This window comes from Nostoc sp. DSM 114161 (genome assembly GCF_052692665.1).
In genome coordinates, this window is sequence record NZ_CP195141.1 from 7,763,488 (window position 1) to 7,788,540 (window position 25,053).

Annotated in this window: 23 protein-coding genes and 1 pseudogene; 11 read left to right on the plus strand and 13 right to left on the minus strand. The window is 41.7% G+C overall.

Annotated elements, in window-relative coordinates; all coding sequences use genetic code 11:
- Positions 1-75: 75 nt before the first annotated feature.
- Together NSTC745_RS32495 and NSTC745_RS32500 are read right to left on the minus strand one after the other, a co-directional pair.
- Positions 76-1,293 (minus strand): M20 family metallopeptidase, encoded by a 1,218-nt coding sequence (locus NSTC745_RS32495; protein ID WP_445634705.1) that lies wholly within the window; start codon positions 1,291-1,293, stop codon positions 76-78.
- A gap of 685 nt (positions 1,294-1,978) precedes the next feature.
- Complete coding sequence (locus tag NSTC745_RS32500; protein ID WP_445634706.1) at positions 1,979-2,263, minus strand: DUF2470 domain-containing protein; 285 nt, start codon at positions 2,261-2,263, stop codon at positions 1,979-1,981.
- 280 nt (positions 2,264-2,543) lie between these two features.
- On the opposite strand from NSTC745_RS32500, the gene NSTC745_RS32505 reads away from it, so the two are divergent.
- Positions 2,544-3,293 carry a metallophosphoesterase family protein gene (locus NSTC745_RS32505; RefSeq protein ID WP_445634707.1) on the plus strand — a complete coding sequence of 250 codons (750 nt, stop codon included), beginning with the start codon at positions 2,544-2,546 and terminating at the stop codon, positions 3,291-3,293.
- Between the two features lie 120 nt (positions 3,294-3,413).
- On the opposite strand, the gene NSTC745_RS32510 is transcribed toward NSTC745_RS32505, so the two are convergent.
- A complete protein-coding gene (locus tag NSTC745_RS32510; protein WP_445634708.1) occupies positions 3,414-4,271 on the minus strand; it encodes a M48 family metallopeptidase in 858 nt (285 codons plus the stop codon).
- A 378-nt stretch (positions 4,272-4,649) separates the two neighbouring features.
- Here NSTC745_RS32510 and NSTC745_RS32515 point away from each other — a divergent pair, with 378 nt between their 5' ends.
- Entirely contained in the window at positions 4,650-5,183 is a 534-nt protein-coding gene (locus tag NSTC745_RS32515) for a DUF4330 domain-containing protein (protein WP_096537904.1), read from the plus strand.
- Positions 5,184-5,324: 141 nt separating this feature from the next.
- On the opposite strand, the gene NSTC745_RS32520 is transcribed toward NSTC745_RS32515, so the two are convergent.
- On the minus strand, positions 5,325-6,221 hold the full coding sequence (locus tag NSTC745_RS32520; RefSeq protein WP_445634709.1) for an alpha/beta fold hydrolase: 897 nt from the start codon (positions 6,219-6,221) through the stop codon (positions 5,325-5,327).
- 554 nt (positions 6,222-6,775) lie between these two features.
- On the opposite strand from NSTC745_RS32520, the gene NSTC745_RS32525 reads away from it, so the two are divergent.
- Positions 6,776-7,360, plus strand: a complete 585-nt coding sequence (locus NSTC745_RS32525; protein WP_445634710.1) for a hypothetical protein — start codon at positions 6,776-6,778, stop codon at positions 7,358-7,360.
- A gap of 218 nt (positions 7,361-7,578) precedes the next feature.
- Positions 7,579-8,343: an armadillo-type fold-containing protein gene (locus tag NSTC745_RS32530; protein WP_445634711.1), complete on the plus strand. Its 765-nt coding sequence runs from the start codon at positions 7,579-7,581 to the stop codon at positions 8,341-8,343.
- Between the two features lie 98 nt (positions 8,344-8,441).
- Here the strand turns inward: NSTC745_RS32530 and ftsE are convergent, their stop codons facing one another.
- Positions 8,442-9,188: a cell division ATP-binding protein FtsE gene (gene ftsE, locus NSTC745_RS32535; protein ID WP_445634712.1), complete on the minus strand. Its 747-nt coding sequence runs from the start codon at positions 9,186-9,188 to the stop codon at positions 8,442-8,444.
- 284 nt (positions 9,189-9,472) lie between these two features.
- Positions 9,473-10,243, minus strand: coding sequence for a WecB/TagA/CpsF family glycosyltransferase (locus tag NSTC745_RS32540; RefSeq protein WP_445634713.1), 771 nt, complete (start codon positions 10,241-10,243; stop codon positions 9,473-9,475).
- Between the two features lie 409 nt (positions 10,244-10,652).
- Between NSTC745_RS32540 and NSTC745_RS32545 the strand changes: the two genes are divergently transcribed.
- From NSTC745_RS32545 to NSTC745_RS32555, 3 genes are all read left to right on the plus strand, one after another.
- On the plus strand, positions 10,653-11,372 hold the full coding sequence (locus tag NSTC745_RS32545) for a response regulator (protein WP_445634714.1): 720 nt from the start codon (positions 10,653-10,655) through the stop codon (positions 11,370-11,372).
- A gap of 158 nt (positions 11,373-11,530) precedes the next feature.
- Positions 11,531-13,204: a SpoIIE family protein phosphatase gene (locus NSTC745_RS32550; RefSeq protein ID WP_445634715.1), complete on the plus strand. Its 1,674-nt coding sequence runs from the start codon at positions 11,531-11,533 to the stop codon at positions 13,202-13,204.
- A 3-nt stretch (positions 13,205-13,207) separates the two neighbouring features.
- Positions 13,208-13,633 carry an ATP-binding protein gene (locus tag NSTC745_RS32555; protein ID WP_445634716.1) on the plus strand — a complete coding sequence of 142 codons (426 nt, stop codon included), beginning with the start codon at positions 13,208-13,210 and terminating at the stop codon, positions 13,631-13,633.
- Between the two features lie 90 nt (positions 13,634-13,723).
- Here the strand turns inward: NSTC745_RS32555 and NSTC745_RS32560 are convergent, their stop codons facing one another.
- Positions 13,724-14,152 carry a nuclear transport factor 2 family protein gene (locus tag NSTC745_RS32560; protein WP_445634717.1) on the minus strand — a complete coding sequence of 143 codons (429 nt, stop codon included), beginning with the start codon at positions 14,150-14,152 and terminating at the stop codon, positions 13,724-13,726.
- Between the two features lie 255 nt (positions 14,153-14,407).
- Here NSTC745_RS32560 and queG point away from each other — a divergent pair.
- Positions 14,408-15,387 (plus strand): annotated as a pseudogene (queG, locus tag NSTC745_RS32565) (tRNA epoxyqueuosine(34) reductase QueG).
- Positions 15,356-15,985 (plus strand): HAD-IA family hydrolase, encoded by a 630-nt coding sequence (locus NSTC745_RS32570; RefSeq protein ID WP_445634718.1) that lies wholly within the window; start codon positions 15,356-15,358, stop codon positions 15,983-15,985. Before queG ends, NSTC745_RS32570 begins: the two are co-directional and overlap by 32 nt.
- Before the next feature lie 125 nt (positions 15,986-16,110).
- Here NSTC745_RS32570 and NSTC745_RS32575 read toward each other — a convergent pair whose 3' ends face one another.
- Positions 16,111-16,485: a hypothetical protein gene (locus tag NSTC745_RS32575; protein ID WP_445634719.1), complete on the minus strand. Its 375-nt coding sequence runs from the start codon at positions 16,483-16,485 to the stop codon at positions 16,111-16,113.
- Positions 16,486-16,704: 219 nt separating this feature from the next.
- Between NSTC745_RS32575 and NSTC745_RS32580 the strand changes: the two genes are divergently transcribed.
- Positions 16,705-17,235 carry an orange carotenoid protein N-terminal domain-containing protein gene (locus tag NSTC745_RS32580; protein ID WP_445634720.1) on the plus strand — a complete coding sequence of 177 codons (531 nt, stop codon included), beginning with the start codon at positions 16,705-16,707 and terminating at the stop codon, positions 17,233-17,235.
- Between the two features lie 70 nt (positions 17,236-17,305).
- On the opposite strand, the gene NSTC745_RS32585 is transcribed toward NSTC745_RS32580, so the two are convergent.
- The 3 genes from NSTC745_RS32585 to serA all read right to left on the minus strand — a co-directional run bounded on the left by NSTC745_RS32585 (position 17,306) and on the right by serA (position 21,404).
- The gene (locus NSTC745_RS32585; protein WP_445634721.1) at positions 17,306-18,070 is read right to left on the minus strand and encodes an ABC transporter ATP-binding protein; all 765 of its coding nucleotides are present in this window, start codon (positions 18,068-18,070) and stop codon (positions 17,306-17,308) included.
- A gap of 686 nt (positions 18,071-18,756) precedes the next feature.
- On the minus strand, positions 18,757-19,677 hold the full coding sequence (prmA, locus tag NSTC745_RS32590) for a 50S ribosomal protein L11 methyltransferase (RefSeq protein ID WP_445634722.1): 921 nt from the start codon (positions 19,675-19,677) through the stop codon (positions 18,757-18,759).
- Between the two features lie 146 nt (positions 19,678-19,823).
- Positions 19,824-21,404 carry a phosphoglycerate dehydrogenase gene (serA, locus tag NSTC745_RS32595; protein ID WP_445634723.1) on the minus strand — a complete coding sequence of 527 codons (1,581 nt, stop codon included), beginning with the start codon at positions 21,402-21,404 and terminating at the stop codon, positions 19,824-19,826.
- A gap of 546 nt (positions 21,405-21,950) precedes the next feature.
- Between serA and NSTC745_RS32600 the strand changes: the two genes are divergently transcribed.
- Positions 21,951-22,817 (plus strand): Uma2 family endonuclease, encoded by an 867-nt coding sequence (locus tag NSTC745_RS32600; protein ID WP_445634724.1) that lies wholly within the window; start codon positions 21,951-21,953, stop codon positions 22,815-22,817.
- A 90-nt stretch (positions 22,818-22,907) separates the two neighbouring features.
- Here NSTC745_RS32600 and NSTC745_RS32605 read toward each other — a convergent pair whose 3' ends face one another.
- Positions 22,908-23,759 (minus strand): bifunctional class I SAM-dependent methyltransferase/HIT family protein, encoded by an 852-nt coding sequence (locus NSTC745_RS32605; protein ID WP_445634725.1) that lies wholly within the window; start codon positions 23,757-23,759, stop codon positions 22,908-22,910.
- 78 nt (positions 23,760-23,837) lie between these two features.
- Positions 23,838-24,641, minus strand: a complete 804-nt coding sequence (locus NSTC745_RS32610) for a Uma2 family endonuclease (RefSeq protein WP_445634726.1) — start codon at positions 24,639-24,641, stop codon at positions 23,838-23,840.
- Positions 24,642-25,053: the final 412 nt, after the last annotated feature.

The following is a 25,053-nucleotide window of genomic DNA, read 5'->3' on the forward strand; positions in this document are numbered from 1 at the left end:
ACTCCGTACCACTACGAGGAAGCAAGCTACAACCCAACCTAGTACCTATACACAGTCCCAGTTCGCGGTTCCCTTTTATCTAAAAAACTTCTCCACGCATCTGACAAATATCTCCACACCCATTCCCAACGCCGTTTCATCAAAATCAAACCTTGGGTGATGATGTGGATAAGCTAAATCTTTCTCAGGATTCGCAGAACCCAAAAAGAAATAGCAACCAGGCACTTCTTCTAAGAAAAACGACATATCTTCAGCAGCCATAGTTTGGCATTCTGGTACAATTCCCACAGGAGTTTCTACAACTTCTTCTGCTACAGACCGCACCAATTGAGCCATTTTTACATCATTAATTACTGGTGGATAAAGCGACCAATAATCTAAGTCATACTTCGCACCCTGACTCTGACAAATTCCGGCAATAATCTGCTCGACGCGCTGATGGAAAAAGCCTTTAAAACTCGGATTAAAATACCTGACAGTAGCACTCATTTTCGCTGTGTCAGCAATTACATTCCGCTTGGTTCCAGCATGAAGTTCGCCCACCGTCACGACAGCCGAATCAATAGGATTCACATTCCGAGCAACAATAGTTTGTAAAGCATTGACAATTTGAGCAGCAACGACAACGGAATCCACTGTTTGATGAGGTAGTGCGCCATGTCCACCTTTGCCCAAAATTGTACAGTTAAAGCACTCCACAGCCGCCATCAAAGCCCCAGCACGAACGCCCACCGTCCCTAAGGGCAAATTATTCCATAAGTGCAAACCGATAATTGCGTCAACATCAGGATTTTTCAGCACCCCAGCTTCAATCATCGGCTTTGCGCCTCCTGGTGATTCTTCTGCTGGCTGAAAGATAATTTTTACGGTACCAGAGAAATCTTGACGATGTTGTTGCAGATAGTAAGCTGTACCTAAAGCGATCGCAGTATGTCCATCATGTCCACAAGCGTGCATTACTCCATCATGCTGCGATTTGTAGGGCACTTCGTTAAGTTCTTGAATTGGCAAAGCATCCATATCGGCTCGAATTGCCAAAACTTTCTCAGTGGGGAGTTTGTTACCTTTGATTGTGGCGACAATACCAGTTTGGGCAATACCAGTTTGATGCTCAATTCCCCATTCTTGCAATTTTTGTGAGACGAATTCAGCAGTCAGTTTTTCCTGAAAACCCAACTCTGGTTGTTGATGTAATCGCCGCCGCCACTCTATCAATTGTGGTTGCAATGAGCGAATTGAAAGTCTAATTCGAGATAAGTCAACAGAAGAAGGGTTGGGAAAAGTGGAAACCATTATTAAGACAAATGTAGTTTCAGCAGAGCTAACTTACGTTATTTTCCCACTTTAACGCAATCTGTCGCCCATTTAAGTTACACAAGCTTCAAGCGGTTTTTATTTGTTGCAGTTTTCTAATAGTCACTATCAGCCACACAAATACCCTTACATTTAATACCGTTGGTAGCGGTACGCTGGCAATGAGAACATAGAATTTTTTCCTTTTCTGTTTCTTGATTTATCTCTATAGGACTCATATTTGATTTTTGAAATATACGTTGTGGCATGGCAAGGCTAAAATAGTGCATAAAATTTAGCTCTTGTGGGGTGGGCCGGAAAGCTCGCCCCGGACGGGTGAGTACACTCATCCCACAATAAAATTTATTGTAACATTTTAGTTTTGACACCCTACTACAGATACTTAAATTTTTTCAATCAATTCGATTTAGTTTGATTAACTTTGTGATATTCTTCTATGACGACTCCATAAAATGAACCCAAGATTTGCTATATAAGCCGATATAAAAACTACGATGTCTTCTGTAGACGCATCCGTTATCTTTAATTTTACCTACATATTTTTGTACGGCTATCCTCTTAATTCTTTGCCCTTTAAAAGTTGCGGTGCTATATGCGATCGCTATCATTAAAATCAGAGAAATTAACCGATTATTAGAGACAAGGGTTCCCTCCAAGCTATTTTCTACTTTGATTTCAACCGTGCCTGCTTTACCATTGCAATCAAAGTTTGATGAGCATCTTCCGAATCTGCTAAAACACGATCGAACTTAATACGGACTGGCACATTTTCCCCATTCACTTGTGCTGTTAAATCCATGCCCTGTGCATCAATTGACAGCATTTTGGCTGCGATCGCATCTGTAATACCGCCAAAAGTCTTAGCATAAAGAACCACTGCATCGCTATGATCTTCATTCATGTGGTTGCAGATACGCGAACTAATTTCAGCAGAAAAATTGTTAGACATTGTGAGATAAAAATTTAGGTATACAGCAACACCTTAGATTCTAGGCTAACAACCTAGATTAAATTTACTAATTTTTAAATTGTCACAAAAATCATAGACTATACTATATTCCGATCGCCAGTTAAACCTATTCCTGACTGCGATAATAATTAAATTAAAATTAAACTTTAAATTAAAATAAAGGTAATCCAGTGTTTTTACCTGTCATTGCGGAAACAAGACAGCTTAAACTGTAGCAGAAGTATGAGCGAACATTCAAAATTATTGTAGCCAAGAGACAATGAGCGAAACTAACCCCAGACGAATTGTAATTGGGGATGTACATGGTCACTATGAAGGTTTGATGATATTGTTGGAGGCGATCGCCCCCACATCAGACGATGAAGTTTATTTTCTGGGAGACTTAATCGATCGCGGACCTCATAGTGCACAAGTAGTTAATTTTGTCAAGCGAAATAACTACGCGTGTTTGCTGGGAAATCACGAGCAAATGTTATTAAGCATTCTCACTGATGAAAGGGCTTCTTCCCCCAGGATGCAAGCATGGTTATACAGTGGGGGGCAAGCTACTGTAGCCAGTTACCACGAGGCTACAATTCCAGATGACCATTTAGACTGGTTTAAGTCTTTACCTACATATATTGACTTGGGGGATATTTGGTTAACTCATGCTGGTGTTGACCCTTCTAAGCCAGCAATCGAACAAACAGCCGAGCAGTTGTGCTGGATACGAGAAGAATTTCACAGCATTCCCAAGCCTTACTTCCCTGATAAGCAAATTATCATCGGTCACACCATTACCTTTACTCTACCAGGGGTTTCTCCCGGTCAACTGGCACAAGGACAGGGATGGCTAGGCATAGATACTGGCGCTTATCATCCTCGGAGCGGATGGTTGACTGGGCTAGATATTACAAATAATGTAGTATATCAAGTTAACATTTTTAGAAATTATCTGCGTGCCCTGCCCTTAAAAGATGCAGCGATCGCAATTGACCCAGCTAAAATCAGAGTTCATCGCCGGGATTAGGGATGATGGGAGCAGGGGAGCGGGGGAGCAGGGGAGCAGAGGAGAGTTTTTGTACAAGTTCTTTCTCCTGTGCCCCTCTGCCCCTCCGCCTCTTCTGCCCTATGCCCAATGCCCTTAACATTACGCCAAAGGTCGAATATTGGCTCTATAACTAGCACTATCCAATCCGTAAGTTTTATTACTAGGTTGGGACTCAATTGCACGTTTGAGGTTAGCAATGCGATCGCTGGTTCCGGGGTGCGTACTCAAAAATGTAGGGACAGAACCACCCTGTTTCAAAAGCTTTTGCATAAAAGAAACCATAGCAGACTGAGCATAACCAGCCCGTGTCAAAGTTTTTAATCCTCTTTTGTCGGCATCATATTCATCTTGACGGCTGCGGGGACGATTTAGGGCAAGTTCTACACCAATATTGACAGCTGTATTGCGGTCTAAACCAGTTGCACTTGCTAAACCACTAGCAACCGCTTTTTGGCGCATCTGTTTAACTAAGTGTCTTCCACCAATATGACCAATTTCATGGGCGATAACGCTTGCTAGTTCTGCTTCATTATCTGCGGCTTTGAGCAAACCCGTGTGGACATATACATAGCCTCCCAACGTCGCAAAGGCATTAATGGCGTTATCTTCAACTACTTGGAAAGTATAGCTAAGATTGGGGCGATCGCTATTAGCCGCTAGCCGCCGACCAATTTGTTCTACATAGCTATTAACTCCAGCATTCTTGTAAAGCCGGACTTGACTCCCTATTATTTCCTGATTGATCTGCTTGCCAATATCAGTTTCCTGGCGATCGGATATATTAGATAGCTGAAGTACTTGGACACCCTGCAATATTAGAGGCAAGAATTCTAAACTTCTTCCAGGCAAGGCTGTACCCAGACACAGACTCAAAGCGACTACCAGCGAAATTAGTGGATAAAACCAGCGACGCCGCCACATGCGGTAATTTACAACAAAACCTTTCCAATTCAACATAATCTGCACTGAAGATAATTTCGAGAGAACGTAAAATGATAAGACAAATTATGAGACGGATTTAGAGTATTCTAAGTTGCATTATTAGTTCAAAACCAAACGGATCGTTATACAGCTAATACTTACGCAAATATACCGAAGTTTAGAAGGCTAACGATTCCCTCTAGAGATAGGCTTAACATTAGATATTATCTTTTGGGTACATCAGTTCCAATCTGTAAAATTTTAGGGTTAGATACAGCAGATCTAAACTTACAAACTCGTGATAAACTGTCCACCAGCCTATTTGAGTTATTACCAAATAGATACAATTACCCTTCCTGTCGAAAAGATTCTTGCTACAATCAATTACTTCGCTATTACCTTGGAAAACTTTTTATGGCTATTTTAGATTCAAAAGGTCGTTTGTTTGGCAAAATTAATCTCCTAGATTTAGGTGCTGCGTTGGTAATTTTGCTAGTTATATTTGGCATCTTTATCTTTCCTGGCACTTCTGGTTCTGTTGCCCAAGTTGGTGCCAAAACAGTACCCATTGAGGTCGATTTAGTAGTTCGTGGTTTGAATGTACGCGACCCAGAACAATTATTCAATAACGGATTAAAAAAAGGCGGTAAAACTAATGTGATTATCCGCAACCAACCTTATGGGCAAATTGAGATTAAATCAATTCAACAGCTACCAAGAACAGTCAATGTTTTCCAACCTGATGGGACTGTTAAAGAACTGCCAGATCCAAAAAGCAATAATTTTAGTGCAGATTTTCTCTTAACTTTAGATGGCAAAGCACAAGTGACTCAAAGCGGCCCTGTTCTTGGTAACAGTAAAGTTAAAATTGGAATGCCATTTGAGTTGGAAGGTTTTAACTACAATTTCAATGCTACTGTCATTGATGTCAGAATCAAAGACAAATAGAATTCAGGAGTCAGAATTCAGAATTCAGAATTCAGAAGGGTTTGATACCAAACTTAATCAGTTAAAAATTTAATAAGTTGTAAAAAGTTTCATTTTCAAGTCACACGCTTGATTCTGACTCCTGAATTCTGAATTCTGACATTAATTAAGCAAAGGCAAAAACTTGCGAATTAACCCAATTGTGACTGCTGGCAATTCTAACTGCGGTGTTAAGCCTACATCTTCCAATTGTTGAAAAAACCGGATTGCTTGGGGATTCATTTCGGCGAGGCGACGGCCAATTCCAGGGCCTGTAAATTGCGATTTTTGTCCCCAAATAATGGCGGTGGGAGCGGTCAATTGTTGTATATAAAGGGATAAATCAAAACACAAATCCCCACGTACAAAAGACAGTGCTGCATACTCAGCATTCGGCTGTTGGGCTGATTCGAGATAAGCATCTACAATTTCTTGGTAAACTCGGTTAGGCTGAGCAAATTGTCGTTGCTCTAAAAAGCTGCGAATACCCCCACTCGTAGCAACTCCAGTACTGTACAGCACGCGGTCAATAATAGGAACACTGATTAACTGAGCAAAAAAGCTGCGGGAATAGTCTTCGCCAAAATCGGAAAGTCCGGCGGGAGTAGTGAGAATTAAAGACTTAAATAAATCGGGATGAGCGATCGCCACTCTAATTGTAAAGGCTGCGGTCAAAGATGAGGCGATCGTTGTTACCGGGCCAGTACAAGTCTGCTGCAAAAACTCGCTAATTGTTGTCAAATAATCGTCAATTTTATAACTACGTGCGGGATGCTCAGATCTACCCCAACCGATTAAATCTGGTGCAATAATCCGATATTCAGCAGCAAAAGCCGGATAAACTTTCGACCACTCATAAGCAGAAGATCCACCACCAAAGCCATGTAAAAAAACCAAAGTTTCCCGGTCGTCTTTGACAGTCGCATCATTGTGCCAGGGCGACCCAACATTAGTATAATACACCATCTTACCTAATGTGGTAATTACGGAGCGTTGTTCAAATCCTATTGGCTGAAACATAAATATTTTTCTTCACTTTAATGATTCATTAACATGGATAACACCAGAGACAGGGAGATAAGGGGACGTCAAGAGAAATCCGAACACGGCTTTAACTAATGGTAACTTCGGAAATACACAGAGGTAATTGTTTGCGTCCTGCGTCTCCTACTCCCCACGTCCTCTTCCTTCTTTGCGTCCCCGGATCTCCCACAGATTTATTATCGGCGAACCAATCACTTTAGGACTTCTGGCCAGCGTCAGATTAAGTAGATGTAAAACTACTGAAGCAGTTGTAAAGATTTGGTGTTTATTTTTTCATATTCAAAAATAAATTAACCTTGTAATTACTATGTTTTCACTATTTTGCGTAGTAGCAAGTATCACTATAGATATAAATACAGATGAGTTGTTTATGATACTCTATAAAAAAACTCATAAATAATTTTGAGCTTCAAAAATAGCCAAAACGATCGTTTTAATCAGCTATTAGTTTTAGTTCTGGATCTAAAAAGAATAGCTTTTGATATATTACCGATCTGATTATTCTCTAGGTAATGGTAAGGCGGAATGTCATGGTAAAGCAGGCTACTCTTCAATCAAATAAAGTACCAAGGATTGAAGACCCTAAATTTGCGCTTGACAATTTTGATATACAAAACCAAATTACAGCTTCATGCCGACGCGATCGCGTCGAGCCACCTATTGACCTTACTGAACTCAGCATACCTACTTGTATTTTTTTAGACTTTGAAGACTTAAAGTGTTTTGAAGTAGTAGAGCGCCAGTACGAACGCTGGGGAGTAATTTTTCAGAATTCTCTAGCAATACAGCCATCAAATCCAGCATTTCCTAGCTATTCAGGGCTGACAGTGTTGATGGGAGCGCCCAAAAGCGGATTTTTAGAAGCTAGTTTCTTGCATCCTGTCAACTCGGTTAGTGCCTTTGTTACTAGTTCGCAGCGGCTAGTGCTTTCGGCTTACGATCGCGATCGGCAACTCCTCGGACAAACCGTACTACCAAGCGCCAATCTGGCCAATTCTGATTCAGCAATTTCCTCCAATACGTTATTATCCATAACTGCGAATAACATTTACACTGTTACCTTCTGTGCTTTTGACGGTCAATTCGTCCTTGATGACTTTCGTTTTTGTCTCTAGACTAGAAACGTTAAAAACTCAGTAGGAAAATAAAGCTTACTCATCCGAGTCCGGGTATTGTTTTAGAGTATATTGTTCATGGATCTCCCCAAGGGTAGAAATTAGAGTGTGATTTATAATCTCCTAGTATTTTTACCAATTAGGGAAACTCCTTGATTTGTTTGTCTCTAATTAAAACTTTTACAATAGGTAATCTCGCATTCAAGTAGGTAAACACCGTGGCACAGGCTTCGTCTTCTTGGCAGCAATTGATCGAGCAGATCCCCTACTGGTCGCTTCCAAAGTTCAAGATAGGAGGAAGCTCAAAACAAACTTTTAAACGCTACTCTGGGCCTGGAGGCTTTCTTGGGTTCCTGGCGATCGCCGTTGCTATGCTGTTGTGGAACTGGAAACTCCTATTAGCTTTGTTAATCGGTGTTGGAGTAATGGTATTAGTTTACTCAATGCAAGAGTGGGACTGGCAATTGCGCTGGTCTAAAATACGCGAGTTTTTAAACAGTCCAAACCGTCGGTTAGTCTTAGCAGTTCTCAGTGGTGGTATTGCTACTGTCAGCACTTACATGGCGGCTGCAATTTGGGTTGACTCTCATAGTCGGTGGATTGCGGCTGGTGCGATCGCCCAAGGCGTAGGAACCCTGTTAACATTAATTTTATTAGTATGGCAACTTGTCAACTTTTATCGAAATCGAGAAGAAGACCGCCTAGAGCAGTTGTTAGTCAATTTAACCGAAAAAGATCCATTAAAGCGGTTAATTGCCCTGCGCCAAATAACTAAATCTATCGCCCGTAAGCGAGTTGATTCTTCAGCGCAGCAAGATGTAGTCGAATGCTTGCAACTCCTACTGAGCCGTGAAAAGGAAGTTGTAGTTCGAGAGGCAGCTTTTAAGATTTTGCAAGAGTGCGATCGCTCACAAGTACTACCACCCAAAACAGCGAAAACTTTCATACCAATATCAGCAAAACTTAAACAGCGCGTTTATTAGTCATTGGGCATTTGTTATTTGTCATTTGTCATTGGGCAAAGGAAAGATCTCTCTTTTCCCTTTAACCTTTACCCTTGTCCTCTTCCTATGCCCAATTATCATTTTCGAGACAATTTTCCATTGCGAACTTGGACTACCGGATGATTGCACCGCCGCACCAATTGTTCATCGTGGGTGGTAACAATCACCGTAGCTCCAAAGGAATTTAACTTTTGGAGAATTTGTATAACTTGCCAGGAATTATCTGGATCGAGATTTCCTGTTGGTTCATCAGCCAGTAGCAGTGGCGGTGTACTGACGATCGCCCTAGCAATACTCACCCGCTGTTGTTCTCCTCCAGACAGTTGATCTGGAAAGCAGTCAGCTTTACTCAGCAAACCTACTAACTTCAGGGTTGGTTCTAAGCGGCGTTGAATTTCTTTACGGGTATACCCTTGAGCTTGGAGTACAAAAGTTACATTTTCTGCTACTGTCCGCTGGTTAATTAGTTTGTAGTCCTGAAACACAATGCCAATACGTCGCCGCAATAATGACAAGCGATCGCCCCTTAAAGCCGCTACATTACATTCATCGACAATTACTTCACCCTGTGTAGGTAACTCCTGACCATACAACAGTTTCAAAAGTGTTGATTTACCAGAACCACTCGGCCCGGTAATAAACAGAAATTCTCCCTTTTTGACCTGAAGGTTCACATTCAGCAAAGCATGAGAACCATTAGCATAGGTTTTGGTTACAGATTGCAATTGCACCTTGGCAACACTATTGCTAACGTGCTGTTGAGTTTCGCTGTTCTGTTTATCAACGGATTTCTCTGTTTTAACTTCAGTTGTTAATACTGCCATTGTTAAATTCTCCTCATACCCACAACCAAACACTCTGCCAACGTAGATTCGACATTCCCCCCAAAATCAGAATTCCCAGGTTTTGCCTGGGAATTTCAAATCCAACAGAGAAATTTAAAATTTGTTAAAGACTCCAGTATTAAGTAGGTAAAAACACCCAAAATTCAGCACTTATAGCAGTTGAAGCATAGTTTAAGACATAAACCCATCGTAAGACCCCAGCCCCAAAACACTTTCTTTGCCTATTACCTATTACCTATTGCCTATTACCTATTACCTATTGCCTATTGCCTATTACCTGCGATAATTGCACTGCTAGCAGTCCAGCGATAGACAAAAGCTTTCATCGCAAACTCTGGCAAAGCTAGCATCCGCCGCCAACGCCAAGGTTCTTTATAGAGTCGATATAGCCATTCCAAATTGTTATTTCCTAACCAAGCGGGAGCGCGAGTTTTAATTCCCGACCAAATATCAAAACTGCCACCGACACCAATCCAAATTGCTTGCGGACATAAATGGCGATTTTCAGCAATCCATAATTCTTGACGTGGCACTCCTAGACCTACAAAAATTACTTGTGGCTGCAATTGGGCAAGAGTTTGTCGCAATTGTGCTTCTTCTTCTGGGGAGTGGTAGCCTGAGTGAGTACCTACTACATTCAAATCTGGAATTTCCTGCTGCCAAAACTCTGCTGCTTTTGCGGCCACTCCAGGTGCAGCACCATAAAAAAAGACTTTTGCTCCTGTCTTGTGTTGTCCAAGTTCTTGCAAAAGCTTTTCTGATAATTCAATTCCTGGACAACGCTGTACTTTTTGCCATAACAACCAGCGTAAATACAGAACAACCCCAGCTCCATCTGGAATCACTAGTTCAGCATTTTGAATGGCCTGAGCTAGGAGGGTGTTCCGCTCTGCTTGGATAGTCATTTCTGCATTGAGCGTTACTACATGAGTTCCTCTGCCCTGTTGCAAGCATTCTAACAACCAGCCTGGATAGTTCGTCATCACATGAACTGGCATTCCCAATACTGAAAATGCTTTAGGCGATTTAGACATAGTGCCTATTTTTGATTGATTTTACACCACATTTCTTTGAATGTTAAGTTTATCAAATATTTTTATCAAAAAAGAATTTAACACGAGCCAGTCTGATTTCTGTCACGAGGATAATGGTAAGGCATAAAAGCCACTATCTATACCCTACAGTACGATCGCCTCCTATCTCACACAGCAATAGCTCTGCAACAATAGAAAGCGTTGGCTGCGATCGGGAATTGCGGGACAATTAAGGGGACATCAAGTGCCCTTGATTGTCACGATTATTTTCCATGTTCCTTTTCAACGTAGGATTTGAGTTGCTCAAGTGTAACACCTCTATACGAAGATGCCTTGAATCTGCACCTCTTAAGACTTTTTAGTAAACTCGACTTTACAGTTAAGGTAGTGTAACGGGCTGAAGTTGGCTATGAGTAAAATTCGTATTGCTCTGATTGAAGATCACGATCTGACTCGCGTAGGTATTCGGACAGCACTACTACAAAAGGATGAAATTGAAGTTGTAGGGGAAGCTGGTACTGCCGCTGAGGGATTAAAAATGTTAAAAGTGCTACAACCAGATATTGCCATAGTAGATATTGGTTTACCAGATAAGGATGGCATTGAGTTGACACGGGAGGTAAAATCTACTACTAATAGCGAAGAGTTAAGCACAAAGGTGTTAATTTTGACACTTCGCGATAATCGAGAAGCGGTATTGGCGGCTTTTGCTGCTGGGGCAGACTCTTACTGTATGAAGGATATCAAATTTGATAATTTGCTGGAAGCAGTGCGAGTAACTTACAATGGCAACGCGTGGATCGATCCGGCGATCGCTCGAATTGTATTACAACAAGCGCAACAAAATCCCCAAAAGTCGGAATCGGCTTTTGTAGATACCAAAGCCGTTGCCCCTAATCCTGATTTTGCGGAAAATCTGGAAGGAATTGAACCCTACACCCTGACAGAAAGGGAGTTGGAAGTGTTACAGTTGATTGTCGAAGGTTGTAGCAATGCGGTAATTGCGGAAAGGCTTTATATCACTGTCGGAACTGTTAAAACTCACGTCCGCAATATTTTGAATAAGCTATGTGCCGATGACCGTACCCAGGCAGCAGTCCGCGCCTTGCGTTCTGGGTTAGTGGGATAAAAGTTAAATTCAACTAGCAGTGAACAGTTATCAAGGTTTCAAACACTGATAACTGATAGCTGTTGAGAATGATTAGTTCTAAATTTTCGTTGGTTATCAGGTGGGATAAAGATCGTACTATCTCGCCACTAAACATAGTTGAAAAATTAAAGTCAAATATGGCTGAGACAGGAGTGGACAAGCTTAAGCTCATGGTGGTAGACGATGAGCCGGACAACTTAGATTTACTCTACCGCACTTTTAGACGAGATTTTCAAGTTTACAAAGCAAATCACGCGATGGGTGCTTTGGAAATCTTGGAGAAAGTGGGCGAGATGGCTGTGATTATTTCTGACCAAAGAATGCCAGAAATGAGTGGCAGCGAATTTTTTAGTCGCACAGTCGAACGGTATCCGGACACAATTCGGATTTTGTTAACTGGTTTTACTGATGTGGAAGATTTGGTAGATGCGATTAACTCCGGTCAGGTGTTCAAGTACATCACCAAACCCTGGAATCCAGAGCGACTCAGGGCGTTAGTCGAACAAGCCACAGATACATACCGTCTAGTGAAGAAGCGCACCCAAGAGTTGCGTCGAGCGCTGCGGCGAGAATCGTTGTTTAATGCGGTGACAACAGCAATCCGGGAGTCTTTAGACTACGACAGTATGCTGCAAAAGACTGTAGCAACCATTGGACAAACCTTTGAAGCTACTAGTTGTTTGCTCAGGCCAACAGAAAGCGATCGCCTCACACCAGAGGTATTCTCATACTACGATCCTCAATCAGATGTATTGGATTGTGCCTTCGACACTGCTGCTTTAATTGAAAAAGTTCTGCAAACTCGTCATCACGAACTTGCTCAAGAAATATACGACGGTAACCCCTGCCATCATCTGGTTGTGCCACTTAGCTACCAGCAACACTTGGTGGCTGTGTTGGCTCTCCACCAATGGGGACGCGATCGCCCTTGGGAAGAGGAAGAGATCCAACTGATTGCTGGTGTTGCCGAACAAGCAGCCTTAGCTCTCTCTCAAGCAAAACTCTACCAACGCCTACAGGAAAAACAACAGCAGATTCACAATGAGTTAGAGGTGGCTCGCCAAATTCAATACAATCTGCTCCGCCAAAGTTTACCTGATATCAAAGGTGCGAAGGTACAAGCCTGCTGCTACCCTGCACGGGAAGTTGGAGGGGACTTTTTTGAAGTGTTTGTCCATCCCAAAGGTGATTTGTGGTTGGCTGTGGGTGACGTTTCTGGCAAGGGCGTTCCAGCTGCTTTATTTATGGCTAGTGTTATTTCTGTCTTGCGCCGGGAATTATCTCAAGAAGCTCCAGCCGCACCAAATGTCGTCATGCAGAACCTTAACCACGCTCTGAGTGAAGACTTGATTAGCAATAATTATTTCATCACTCTTGTGTTAGCCTGCTATACCCCTAACACTGGAGAACTCGTTTACACTAATGCCGGTCATATCTATCCAATTTTATGGTCACACAAAGCGGCCTCACCCGACAGTCCCAATTACCTCAAAGTTCGCAGCGTTCCTTTGGGAATATTGCCTAAATGGCAAGGACAGTCTTGTAGCTTGGTTATCGCCCCTGGAGACACACTGTTACTAACTAGTGATGGTATTACAGAAGCTATGGTATCCAATAATTCATTTGCATCAGTAAAAAACGTGTCTGGCGTTGAGCCAGTTGAACGTTCTATGCTGAATCAAGACGGGCTTTGGCAACTCCTACAAAAAGAGGAAAAACCGCTTTCTCTTAACCATCTAGTAGCTCGCATCCAGGCAGATAACCACGTTCAAGAAGACGATCAAACTATACTCTCGCTGGAGATTTTGTAAGTAATGAAAAGTGAGCTTCACGTACCAAGTGATTTGAATTTTCTCAATATTGTCGAGAACTGGTTGCTGGGATGTTTGAAAATCCAGCTAGGAGACTCGGTAGATTGGTCGCGCCAATCGAGTCGTTTGAGATTAGCTTTAGTGGAAGCCTACTCAAACGCAGTACGTCACGCCCATCGGGACAAACCAAATTTGCCCATATTACTGCGTTTGGAACTCAAAGACCGAGATCTGGCCCTAGAAGTTTGGGACTATGGCGAAGGCTTTGATATGTCTACATACTATGCTCCCGACCCCGTTGAAAAACAAGAAGGTGGTTATGGTTGGCTGATTATGAATCGTCTCATGGATAAAGTAGACTACTCGTTGCAGATTAATGGCGCTAATTGTCTCAAGTTAGAAGCGACTTTACCCGAATTAGTCAAATGAGTAGGTCATACCTGAGAATTCAGAATTAGCTGTGTCCCTAGCTACCAGATCTCGATGGTGTACAACACTCAACTTTAAATTTGCTGTAAGTTACTTTTGGCGTCGTAAAGATAGTAACTCTTGAGGTGAAGCTAAAAGTTTGATTCTAGTATATAAAATTTGCTGTTGTTGGTTGAGGATAAATATCCACAAGACATTTACCCCGCACCAAGAAGTTTGGGCTTTACCTGTCACTTGGACTTGGATCGTACCGTTTTCCAAAGTATCGCTTATTCCTGTATTGGGGTAAGCTTTAATGTTTTGGGCTTCTTGCTTTAAGTAAGCTGCGATCGCATTACATCCAACAATATCAGACTCAAGTGGTGGATGCATCACGCCGTCCTCGGCAAATAAGGCGGCAGTTCTATCGAATTCTCCTGCATTTAATGTTTCAAAATAACGCAGTACGCTTGTTTGTGTAATTCCTTGAATCTGGAATTCTGATGAAGGCTGTACTGGGGATATTTCAGCAGAGGTCATAAAATTACCTGTATTACTTAGCTCAATATTAATTTGATTACAAAAATCGTTAGAAAAAAAGCCACTATTGAGATAGATTGCTAAACATGTATAAATCTTTCTGACGATGGATCTGTTGACTGTTGACGGTTAACAGTCAACAGTTTTGAATTCTGCTATCTGAAGGTAAAATGAATAACAAATGTTTCTCAAAAAAAATACTAGATTAATGTATAATAATCATGCCTGTCGTTAGGCAAATTCAGATATAAAACAATGAATCAGTGTTCCGTAACCAGCAGCAGCGTAGTGAAAGAAAAAGCCAGCGAGTTGGGCTTTCATCAAATTGGGATTGCCGCTGTGGACAGGGTAGATGTTACTGAAGCACAGAGGTTGAAAGCATGGCTAGCGCTGGGTTATCACGCCGATATGGAATGGATGAGTAACCCAAAGCGTCAGGATATTCGGTTAGTGATGCCAGAAGTGCGATCGCTTGTGTGTGTAGCACTGAATTATTACACAGCATATGAACGTCCCGAAGGCGAACAATACGCGAAAATTTCTCGTTATGGCTGGGGAAGAGATTATCACAAAGTAATGCATAAAAAACTCAAGCAGCTAGCCACCTGGCTAGAATCGCTCGATGAAAGCGTGCGAGCGATTTATTATGCAGACACCGGGCCGGTGCAAGATAAAGTCTGGGCACAAAAAGCAGGAATTGGTTGGATTGCAAAAAATGGTAATGTGATTACACGCGAGTATGGTTCTTGGGTATTTTTGGGAGAAGTGCTGACCAATTTGGAACTAGAAAGCGATCGCCCCCATACAGAACACTGCGGTAGCTGTACTCGTTGTCTTCAAGCTTGCCCTACTGGTGCAATTACTCAGCCTTTTGTAGTAGATGCGAATCGTTGCATTGCTTATCATACAATTGAAAATCGGGCAGAAGAATTGCCACAAACACTTACACCCCATTTGCAAGGCTGGGTTGCTGGTTGCGATATCTGCCAAGATGTTTGTCCTTGGAATCAACGTTTTGCTAAGACAACTGATATCACAGAGTTTGCGCCTTATCCTCAAAATCTTGCTCCCCAACTGCTAGAATTAGCCCAAATCTCAGATGGGGAGTGGAACAAACGATTTCCAGCATCCGCCTTACGACGGATTAAGCCAGAAATGTTACGACGCAACGCTCAAGCTAATCTTGACGCATCTAGGCGAAAGATGACCCAAAAAGTAATTATTTTCGATTTTGATGGCACAATTGCAGATACAGTAGATGCCCTTGTCAGTATTGCTAATCGTCTAGCTGTAGACTTTGGTTATATCCAAATAACTCCAGACCAATTAGCTCTACTCAAAAACTTAACATCTAGGGAAATCATTAAGCACACTGGAGTTTCACTGTTTAAGATACCGTTTCTAGTGAAAAAAGTTAAAGGAGAATTAAAAAACAAAATCCGAGAATTAAAACCTATTCCTGGAATTAAAGAAGCATTAATAGAACTCCAAGCTCAAGGATATAAACTAGGAATTATTACTTCTAATTCCAAAGAAAATGTAACGGAATTTCTCAAAATAAATGATTTAGATTATTTATTTGATTTTATATATTCAGGAATTACGATTTTTGGCAAAACAACCATTATTAATAATGTATTGAAGCAAAAACAACTCAAGCCTCAAGATGTAATTTATGTTGGAGATGAAACCAGAGATATCGAAGCATCAAAAAAAGCAAATATTCAAGTAATTGCAGTGACTTGGGGCTTTAATTCACCGGAAGTACTCGCTAAGCAAAATCCAGATTATTTGATTCACAGACCTAGCGAATTACTAGAAGTCATGAAGTGAGAATTTAGAACGGGCTTCGCCCCGCTACGCTAACAGAATTTAGTAGAGACGTTGGAATGCAATACCTCTAGTAGATTTAGATCCCCGATTTATTCAATAAGTCGGGGATCTTTGGCTGAAAAAACTTATTTTTGGGGTTGACCTTTTTCTAAAGCTTTTTCTACTAAATCGTCATCTACACTAGCTACAGCCTCAGTTTTGGCATTTCCAACTTCCTTAGCCAATTCTGTATAATCATCAGGATTACCAGTTGACTCGGTTTGTGTTTTTATTTCTTTTGCTTGAGGAACTTTTTGTTCGGGGGCGGTTGCAGCTTCGGCTGCTGCTGCGCCTTTACCTGTGCGGTCAACTTCGCTAACGCTGAATTGTTGTGCTGCTGCATAATCAGCATCAAAATCCACGTTTGGGGCTTTTTCTTCACCACTAGCTATGTTTTCGGCAGCTAATTGAGCATCATGGGTGGGAGCTTCATTAACATTGGGTTTTATTTCATCTGGCATAATTAAAACCTTAGGTAAATTTTTATTGCTGGGGCAATCATAGCAAAGTAAATCGCTATTTTCTTACTTTCTAGCGAAAGATTTTTACCTCTATTAAAAGATAGATTAATGTTGCTTTTGATAATTAATTTAACTCTTTCTCTTGATAGTAGAATCTGATTCTTAAACTTTGGTAACTCTTAGTCTGGCCTGTTTATTAAATTGTGTTGGAGAAAATTTATGACTACAAGTTACGATAAAAATACTTCTCAAGCCCGAAGCAATGAAACTCAAAAAGTGGTAGATGGGTTTAACGCCTTAGATACCGATGCAAAATTAGCTTGGTTCTATTTTGTTTATAAAAAAATGGGCGATTCAATTACCCCAGCGGCTCCCGCTGCTACCGATCCGGAATTAGCACCAAAGCTGCTAGGAGATTATTTTGAGTTATCAGATGACGAGCAATTGGACATTATGCGGGATATCGTTAACCGCAAAGATACAGAATATTCCCGTGCTTATGGGGCGATAAAAGAAAACAATCAGTTGTTAGTTTGGTATGCTTGGGCAGTAGCTATGGGGGATAAAGTAGTTGATTTGCCAGGTAGCTACCAGCCAAGCCAAGCGATTAATGATTTGCTTTCCCAAATTGAAGGGCTAGATTTTGACGAGCAAATTTCGGTGTTCCGGACAATAGCTGGAGAATTGGGTTACACCGATGTTAAGCCTATTGAAACACAAGCACAAACTGGTAAAACGCCAAGTTTGTAAGCCTATCTCATCCCTAAAAAAGATTTCACGTTCGCTGTTGACTGTTGATGGTTGACAGTCAACAGCTTAATTAGGACATTGCAAGCTGAGTTAAGTCGGTTGGCGTCAGATTTGAGTGTACCACCTGACCATCGCGGAACCAAACGATGCGCTGGGTTTGACGCGCTACTTCTGGTTCGTGGGTTACCATAACAACGGTGATTCCGCTAGCATTGAGTTCGCTAAAGATGTCTAAAACTTCTTGGGTTGTGCGCGAATCAAGTGCGCCGGTGGGTTCATCGGCTAGGAGTACTACGGGACGGTTGACAATGGCACGAGCGATCGCTACTCTTTGTTGTTGTCCCCCTGATAGTTGAGTTGGTTTGTTGTTGAGGCGTTTTGCTAAACCGACTCGTGTCAGTGCAACGATTGCGCGATCGCTTCTTTCTTTTGGATTTACGTTAGCATATACCATTGGCAGCATCACATTTTCTAATGCTGTGAGTTGGGGTAACAAGTGGAATTGTTGGAACACAAACCCCAGCTTTTTGTTACGGATGTGTGCCAATGATTTATCCTCCATTTGCGCCACATCAATATTATCTAAGTAATAATGTCCGCCTGTGGGTCGGTCTAGACAGCCGATAATATTCATAGCTGTAGATTTACCCGAACCAGAAGGCCCCATAATCGAACAATATTCGCCTTCGTGGATAATCAAATTCACATCGTTGAGCGCTTTGACTTCGGTTTCGCCACTGCCGTAGACTTTATATATATTTTCTAAACGAATAATAGTTGATTTTGGTACAGGATTAGGAACTAGAGAATCCGTAATTGAAATAGTCTTTGCCATAAGGATTTGGTTATTAACCAATGTTCGATATTAATTAATTTTATCTTCGCTGTCTCCCTTGTCCTTTATTTATCCACCAAAAGCCCACACGGGTAAAAATAAAGGTAACAACAAAACTCAATAATAATGATGCCCAAAAGGGATGGGTGGATTGTTGGGAGATAAGTAGAAGGACTAAATTAAACCTAACTTAAGGTTGCCGGGTTTCGACTTCGCTCAACGCTCATTTTCTCAAGGTTCGAGCATTGAGCGCAGTCGAAATGCGTCTTCTAAATAATTATGTCCACTTACCTTATTAAACATCGAGAGGCTCAGATCCGCGACTTCTTCAAGAAGTCGCGGATCTTTTTGTTTGTAACTGCTATAGCAAGTAAAACCTTAAGTAAACATTAAGCATATCTACTTATATGTCTTAAGAAAGTAGTTTATAAATTAGGAGAGCTATATTGTATAGATATAATAAATTATTTTGACAAATAGAACAGATTATGCATAATAAACCAGAAATACCCAACAAAACTTATATCTGGGTGAATATTGATTTTGATAAGGTTAAAGACAGAATAAGTGTGGTAACTTGCAAAATTGAGCAGGTTATCCAAAAGTACCAATTTTCAAAAGCTAGTGACTCCGGCAAAAGGAACAATTAGGTTGTTACCAAAGCGATCGCAGTTGGTATTTTTGGCTTAAGAACGTCTTACATTTAAACAACACCATTCTTTGCGTTTCCACAGAGTAGCAACTACCCAGCCATGTTTTTCTAAGGCGTCAGCGACAGCTTTAGATTGTTCGAGTAAAATACCGCTGAAGATAGCCCAAGTGTTAGGCTTAGCGATCGCACTCATTTCTGGAACCAGCTCAATAATTACATTAGCCAAAATATTGCAAACAATACCGTCCACTGGCTTTTCTAGCAGTTTTGTCAAAACCTCGACACTTCCCTGTGCGGGTATTAAACGTTCTGCGCTAATCTCATTCAAGGTACGATTGCTGATAGTTGATTGCACCGCCAAGGGGTCAGTATCCACTGCATAGACTTTCTCAGCTCCCAGTAGCAACGCCCCGATGGAAAGGATACCAGAACCACAGCCAATATCAGCAATTACCGGATGTTCTTGTTTATTGCCAGTACCCACAAATGATTGCGGTACTTCACTTAGACGCATTTCCAAAGATTCTAGACATAGCTGAGTCGTGGCATGATTTCCCGTACCAAATGCTACACCAGGGTCGAGACGAATTACTAAGCGTTGGTTTGTTTCAGGTAATGGTAGCCATGCGGGGTTAATCAGAAAGCGATCGCCAATTTCTTGGGGTTGCCAATATTGTTTCCAGCTAGTGGCCCAATCTTCTTCATCAATCAATTCCCAGCGCAGGGTGGGAGATGAAAGTCCTACACAGAGCGCATCTTGACGCAACCGCAGCGATAGCGCTGCCAAATCTAGTAATTGTGTTTGAATTGTTGGCAAGTAACCCCTGATTAAAGAGGAATTTCCTTTGCTTTCACTAGCTGTACCACGACAGCCAAAATCTTCCAGCCGCCAAAAGATAGAATCTTCTAGGTCTGGTTCGCATAAAATTTGTAGTTCCCACCAGGTGTTTGCCATATTTGAGTGCTGAGTGCAGAGTATGAGAGAGTTAGGAGTTAAGAGTTAGGAGTTAGGAGTCAAGAGTTAGGAGTTAAGAGTTTTAGTTTTTAACTTTTAACTCCTCACTACTCACTCCTAACTTTTTTCACTCAGCACTCAGCACTTTACAGAGTTACTGTATATGCATCGCGAATGCCAGGGACTTTAATAATCTCATCTAAAATGCCCTCAGGTAAAGGGTCGTCGATGCTCAGAGCCATGACTGCATCACCACGGACGATTTTGCGACCAACTTGCATACTGGCAATGTTGACATTGAAACTGCCAAGCAGCGAACCGAGTTTGCCAATAATTCCGGGCATATCGCGGTGTAGGGTAAACAGCATATATTTACTCGGTGGGACGTTAATCGGGAAACCGTCAACGTCGGTGAGATGAATTTCTCGCTCGCCCAACAAAGCGCCTGTGACAGAATGAGTACCTAAAGTACCCGTGGCTTCTAGATGCAGCGTGCCTGCATAATCTCTAATGGAAGCATCGCGGGTTTCAATTACCCGAATTCCGCGTTCTTTGGCTTCGATGCTGGCATTTACATAATTTACGCGTTCGCGCAAAGCTTGGTAAAGTAATCCTTTGAGGGCAGCTACTACCAAAGGTTGACTTTTGTTGGTTGCGAGTTCGCCTTGCAGTCGCACATTCAGGACTTCCACTCGTCCGCCGGCTAACTGTCCCACTAGATTACCTAGAGTTTCTGCTAGTTGCATGTAGGGTTTGAGTTCTTCCAACACATCGGGGCCGAGTCCGGGAATGTTGACGGCGGAACGTGCGGGTAGTCCTAATAGTACATCCCGAATTTGTTCGGCGACATCGATGGCTACATTTACTTGCGCTTCCGTTGTCGATGCTCCTAAGTGGGGAGTGAGGATGACTTCCTTGCCTAGCGATCGCAATTCCGATTCTCCCAGCGGTTCTGACTCAAACACATCCAGGGCTGCACCTGCAATTTTACCAGCTTTGATGGCTGCTGCTAAAGCATTTTCTTCAACGATCCCACCACGAGCGCAGTTAACAATCCGGGCTGTAGGTTTCATCTTTGCCAGAGTTACGGCATTGATTAAGTGGGTAGTTTCTGGGGTTTTAGGGATGTGTAGAGTGATATAATCTGCTTGCTGGAAGAGTAAATCTAGTTCTACTAACTGACAGCCAATTTGTTCGGCTCGTTCTGTGGAGATAAAGGGGTCATAAGCGAGTAATTTCATCCCCATTGCCTTAGCCACAGCAGCTACATGGGAACCAATTTTACCCAAACCGACAATACCGAGAGTTTTTTTGTAGACTTCTGCACCGATAAAGCTATTGCGATCCCATGCGCCGCGTTTCACCGAAGCATTGGCATCGGGGATGTGGCGAGACAAAGCTAGAATCATCGCTATAGCATGTTCGGCAGCAGCGATGGTGTTTCCCTCTGGGGAATTAACTACAACAATTCCTCGGCGTGTGGCGGCGGGAACATCCACGTTATCCACACCCACACCAGCCCGGCCGATGATTTTTAGCTGGGTACCAGCTTCAATAATTTCTTGGGTGACGCGCGTACCAGAACGAATCATTAGCGCGTCGTACTCACCAATAATTTCTATCAGTTCTGCTGGTTTTAGACCTGTTTTGACATCAACAGTAGCAACTTGAGAAAGAATGTCAATCCCAGCTTGGTCAATAGAATCAGAGACAAGAACCTTAGACATGATTACTTTATTTAAAGCTACAGGTTTTGCTGCACAAGACTTTTTAGTTTAGTCTTTATCTGTCGCAATTCAGCAAAAATTATCAGTTTTAATATCAACTTAACCTTGAGTTACACTGCGTGCTGATGGTATGCGGGCGCGAATTGCTTAGTGGTGATATCTGCTGCCTCCTAGTCTTGGAACGCGAGTGGGTGTTTGCACTACCCTGTCGCTAAATATAAAGCATGAATGGTATCGACCTCGATATATTTATTAATAGTTAAGAGTTACCAAAAATTTTATCGGCTTCAGCAACTTTGCGGAATATGCCAAATTGGTAAGCTAAATTAGCCGAGGCTTTTTGTTTACTTGCTGGAAATATTTTAGACAAGGCCAAGCAATACGTTTCGTTAAAGGGGAAAGGTCTTTTTCTTATCCCTTTCCCCTTTCCCCCTTACCCTTTTCCCGACTTCTGCAAGAAGTCTAATATGTCTTCCACTAAAAATCGCTATAATTCTGGTGACCCAAAAAAACCCAGTATTATTTGAGTTTTCGGGAAACCAAGCCATGTTAGAGTACAACTTGCCAAGGTACTTGCCTTCAGCCGAAGAACTACCCGACTCTGATGAAACCCCTGTGGATAATGAGCTACAAGAATTGATACCAGGTTTGCTGAAGTCGATACTGCTCATACTCTGGGCAGAACGTATGGACTGGTTTTTTGGCATAGATATGGGTATTTATTATCACCCTGATAAACCGCCCATTGTGCCAGATGGGTTTTTGAGCTTAGGAGTAGAGCGATTTTATGATGAGGAACTACGTCCTAGTTATGTGCTATGGGATGAAAACGTTCTACCGATTTTGGTACTAGAAGTTGTTTCCCAAAATTATCGCAAAGAATACAGCACTAAATTGGATGAATATGCAGCATTAGGTGTACTTTACTATGTAATTTATTCTTCTCGCCGCCGCCGCAAACCTCGATTAGAAGTGCATAAATTAGTTAATGGTAGATATGAATTGCAAGATGGAAATCCCGTTTGGTTACCAGAAATTGGTTTAGGAATCGGTTGCGAAAGGGGAAACTATAGCGGCGTAACGCGAGAATGGATGTATTGGTATGACGAAGCTGGAAAACGTTATCCTACACCAGCAGAACAAATTAAACTAGAAGTAGAACGCGCTCAACAAGAAGCACGACGCGCTCAACAAGAAGCGCAACGCGCTCAACAAGAAGCGCAACGCGCTCAGCAAGAAGCGCAACGCGCTCAGCAAGAAGCGCAACGCGCTCAACAAGAAACGCAACGCGCTCAACAAGAAACACAACGCGCTCAACAAGAAGCACGACGCGCTGAAATTGCAGAACAACGCGTTCAACAATTAGCAGAACAATTAAGAGCGCTGGGAATCGATCCAGATAATCTCGGTTAGGTAGATGAAAAATAATCTAAAGTACACAACGATTCGTTTTGTACCCGCCTAGAAAGCGTGTTTTACTCCTGAATTCTGAATTCTGCTGTATTACTTTTTAGGAATAACGTTCCTGATTCCACTTTTGGGAGAAACAGTATCACCTTTGTAATGAGGGATGATATGAATACTGGCGTGCATAATATTTTGCCCTGCTTCTCGATTGATGTTCATTCCTACATTAAAACCATCAGGCTCAAATTCAGTTTTGAGAATTTCTTGCACTTTATTTACCATAAACCAGCAAGCAGATTGTTCTTTAAAGGGTAGTTCAAAATAATTGCTAACATGACGTTTAGGGATAACTAAAACATGTCCTTTACTTATAGGATAGCCATCAAATATAGCGTAAGCTGTTGCTGATTCAGTTAAAAGGTTGAGATTTTTACGTGGATTACAAAATATACAATTATTAAATGAGTTTTGCTGATGATTATAGTGAATATATTCATATACTTCCCGATGCTCATCTAAATAAAGTGAAGGAAAAGGAAGTTGCACGATACATTGATATGTAGGTTTTTTATGAACATAATGTTCGCGAAAACCTTCTTTTTTAATATCCCTTCTCACAACGTAATAAGCTTTACCTCCAGCTTTTAATAAATGTGAGATTTGCATCAGAATATTAGCTTGTTCTTCAGCAAATAAAACATTTAAAACATAAAAGCAAATTATTGTATCAAATTTATTCTGAGGATATTCTGGAAAATAATAAGGATCGTAACCTGTAATATCACAGCCTTTTTGGCGTAAAATTTTCACATCATTGCCAAAGCCACAACCAAAGTCTAGTATTTTGCCTTGCAGCAGATTTTGATTTAATAAAAACTGTGCTGGAAATGATAGATAATTTCTTTCGATCGCAGTTAGATGGCTGTATTGATTTTTTTGCTGTTTCATAATAATTTTGGTGCAGATATCCCAAAATTATTATTCCCAGCATTTTTGAGGTTATGCGATGTCTACGATGAGCTATGCCTACGCATCAGGGTCAATACCTAATTCGCGTAACTTAGCTGCTAATATATCAGCACGTTGGCGTTCCTGCTCGGCACGTTGGCGTTCTTGTTCGGCACGTTGGCGTTCTTGTTCGGCACGTTGACTTTCCTGTTCGGCACGTTGGCGTTCCTGTTCAGCTTGTTCGCTACTCCACAACAGCAAATTTCCTTCTACATCCCACCACCGCAGCCAATTTGTGGTTTGGCAAAGTCTTTCGCCATACCAAATTCCCAGGAATAAATCCAATTCAGGAATCCAAAAGCGTCCATTGATATCTGCTTGCTGCAAAGTATATCGTCCATTTTGCAAGCAGCGTACTTCTAAATTAGGTTCGTAAGGATCGTAGGTTACGTAGGTTGGAACATTGAGAATTGTTTCGTAAAAATAGAGCTTACCATAAGGTGGAGTTGAGCGAACTGAGAGTTCTCCACCTTCTGTATCTGAGAGAAATTCCATCACCACAGCAACAGCAGCACCTTCTAAATTCTGGGTATAGCTACGCCGAATTACATCAGCGGCTACAGGGTGTACTTGAGGGACGTAAAACCAGTCTGGTGCTTTGACGACGATTTTTTTATTGACTGTGGCGACAAGTCCAAAATTAGAGCCAATTAGCATCTGCGGTTGGATGCGTTCTGCGGTTCCCAAAGCATCGGTAAGCGCCGCAGCGAGAACGGGTTGTTGAATATTTTCCACTGGATCGTCAGGTAAAATAAAGTCAGCGGGGAGTGCTTCCCAAGTAACAATTGGTTCTTTTTGGGTGGATTGAATTTGTAGAACCATAAAACGACTCCTAATATTAATTTCCAAGTTATCAGTTATTAGGGCTGTCTAACTCTTTAAGTTTGAGACTTTTAATTAAATCTACTGGCGTGGCAAGGCTAAAATAGTGCATAAAATTTAGCTCTTGTGAGATAAGCATCCTGCCTGCCCGGACGGGTGAGGACACCCATCCCACAATAAAATTTATTGCGTTATAGCAGATTGCTACTTTGTGAGGTACAGATAATTGTAGGGGCACAATATATTGTGCCCCTACCCATGTACTTCATTTACCTGAAATACGGTGTAAGTTCTTGCTTTAACCAACAGCATAATCTGTAAATTGTTGTTTGAACGTTGAATAATCGTGGTTGTAAATACCTAAATTAGTTATAAATCCTCACAGAAAATAAGACTTTTCTCAATCATCCCG

What these genes read in the sequence shown, in the direction of transcription:
- NSTC745_RS32585 (WP_445634721.1), bottom strand. Translation starts at nt 18,070, where the DNA reads ATGGCAAAGACTATTTCAATTACGGATTCTCTAGTTCCTAATCCTGTA.
- NSTC745_RS32605 (WP_445634725.1), bottom strand. Translation starts at nt 23,759, where the DNA reads ATGAAACAGCAAAAAAATCAATACAGCCATCTAACTGCGATCGAAAGA.
- NSTC745_RS32495 (WP_445634705.1), bottom strand. Translation starts at nt 1,293, where the DNA reads ATGGTTTCCACTTTTCCCAACCCTTCTTCTGTTGACTTATCTCGAATT.
- NSTC745_RS32510 (WP_445634708.1), bottom strand. Translation starts at nt 4,271, where the DNA reads ATGTTGAATTGGAAAGGTTTTGTTGTAAATTACCGCATGTGGCGGCGT.
- NSTC745_RS32610 (WP_445634726.1), bottom strand. Translation starts at nt 24,641, where the DNA reads ATGGTTCTACAAATTCAATCCACCCAAAAAGAACCAATTGTTACTTGG.
- NSTC745_RS32500 (WP_445634706.1), bottom strand. Translation starts at nt 2,263, where the DNA reads ATGTCTAACAATTTTTCTGCTGAAATTAGTTCGCGTATCTGCAACCAC.
- NSTC745_RS32520 (WP_445634709.1), bottom strand. Translation starts at nt 6,221, where the DNA reads ATGTTTCAGCCAATAGGATTTGAACAACGCTCCGTAATTACCACATTA.
- NSTC745_RS32580 (WP_445634720.1), top strand. Translation starts at nt 16,705, where the DNA reads ATGACTACAAGTTACGATAAAAATACTTCTCAAGCCCGAAGCAATGAA.
- NSTC745_RS32600 (WP_445634724.1), top strand. Translation starts at nt 21,951, where the DNA reads ATGTTAGAGTACAACTTGCCAAGGTACTTGCCTTCAGCCGAAGAACTA.
- ftsE (WP_445634712.1), bottom strand. Translation starts at nt 9,188, where the DNA reads ATGGCAGTATTAACAACTGAAGTTAAAACAGAGAAATCCGTTGATAAA.
- serA (WP_445634723.1), bottom strand. Translation starts at nt 21,404, where the DNA reads ATGTCTAAGGTTCTTGTCTCTGATTCTATTGACCAAGCTGGGATTGAC.
- NSTC745_RS32555 (WP_445634716.1), top strand. Translation starts at nt 13,208, where the DNA reads ATGAAAAGTGAGCTTCACGTACCAAGTGATTTGAATTTTCTCAATATT.
- NSTC745_RS32550 (WP_445634715.1), top strand. Translation starts at nt 11,531, where the DNA reads ATGGCTGAGACAGGAGTGGACAAGCTTAAGCTCATGGTGGTAGACGAT.
- NSTC745_RS32560 (WP_445634717.1), bottom strand. Translation starts at nt 14,152, where the DNA reads ATGACCTCTGCTGAAATATCCCCAGTACAGCCTTCATCAGAATTCCAG.
- NSTC745_RS32545 (WP_445634714.1), top strand. Translation starts at nt 10,653, where the DNA reads ATGAGTAAAATTCGTATTGCTCTGATTGAAGATCACGATCTGACTCGC.
- NSTC745_RS32575 (WP_445634719.1), bottom strand. Translation starts at nt 16,485, where the DNA reads ATGCCAGATGAAATAAAACCCAATGTTAATGAAGCTCCCACCCATGAT.
- NSTC745_RS32525 (WP_445634710.1), top strand. Translation starts at nt 6,776, where the DNA reads ATGGTAAAGCAGGCTACTCTTCAATCAAATAAAGTACCAAGGATTGAA.
- NSTC745_RS32515 (WP_096537904.1), top strand. Translation starts at nt 4,650, where the DNA reads ATGGCTATTTTAGATTCAAAAGGTCGTTTGTTTGGCAAAATTAATCTC.
- NSTC745_RS32540 (WP_445634713.1), bottom strand. Translation starts at nt 10,243, where the DNA reads ATGTCTAAATCGCCTAAAGCATTTTCAGTATTGGGAATGCCAGTTCAT.
- NSTC745_RS32570 (WP_445634718.1), top strand. Translation starts at nt 15,356, where the DNA reads ATGACCCAAAAAGTAATTATTTTCGATTTTGATGGCACAATTGCAGAT.
- prmA (WP_445634722.1), bottom strand. Translation starts at nt 19,677, where the DNA reads ATGGCAAACACCTGGTGGGAACTACAAATTTTATGCGAACCAGACCTA.
- NSTC745_RS32505 (WP_445634707.1), top strand. Translation starts at nt 2,544, where the DNA reads ATGAGCGAAACTAACCCCAGACGAATTGTAATTGGGGATGTACATGGT.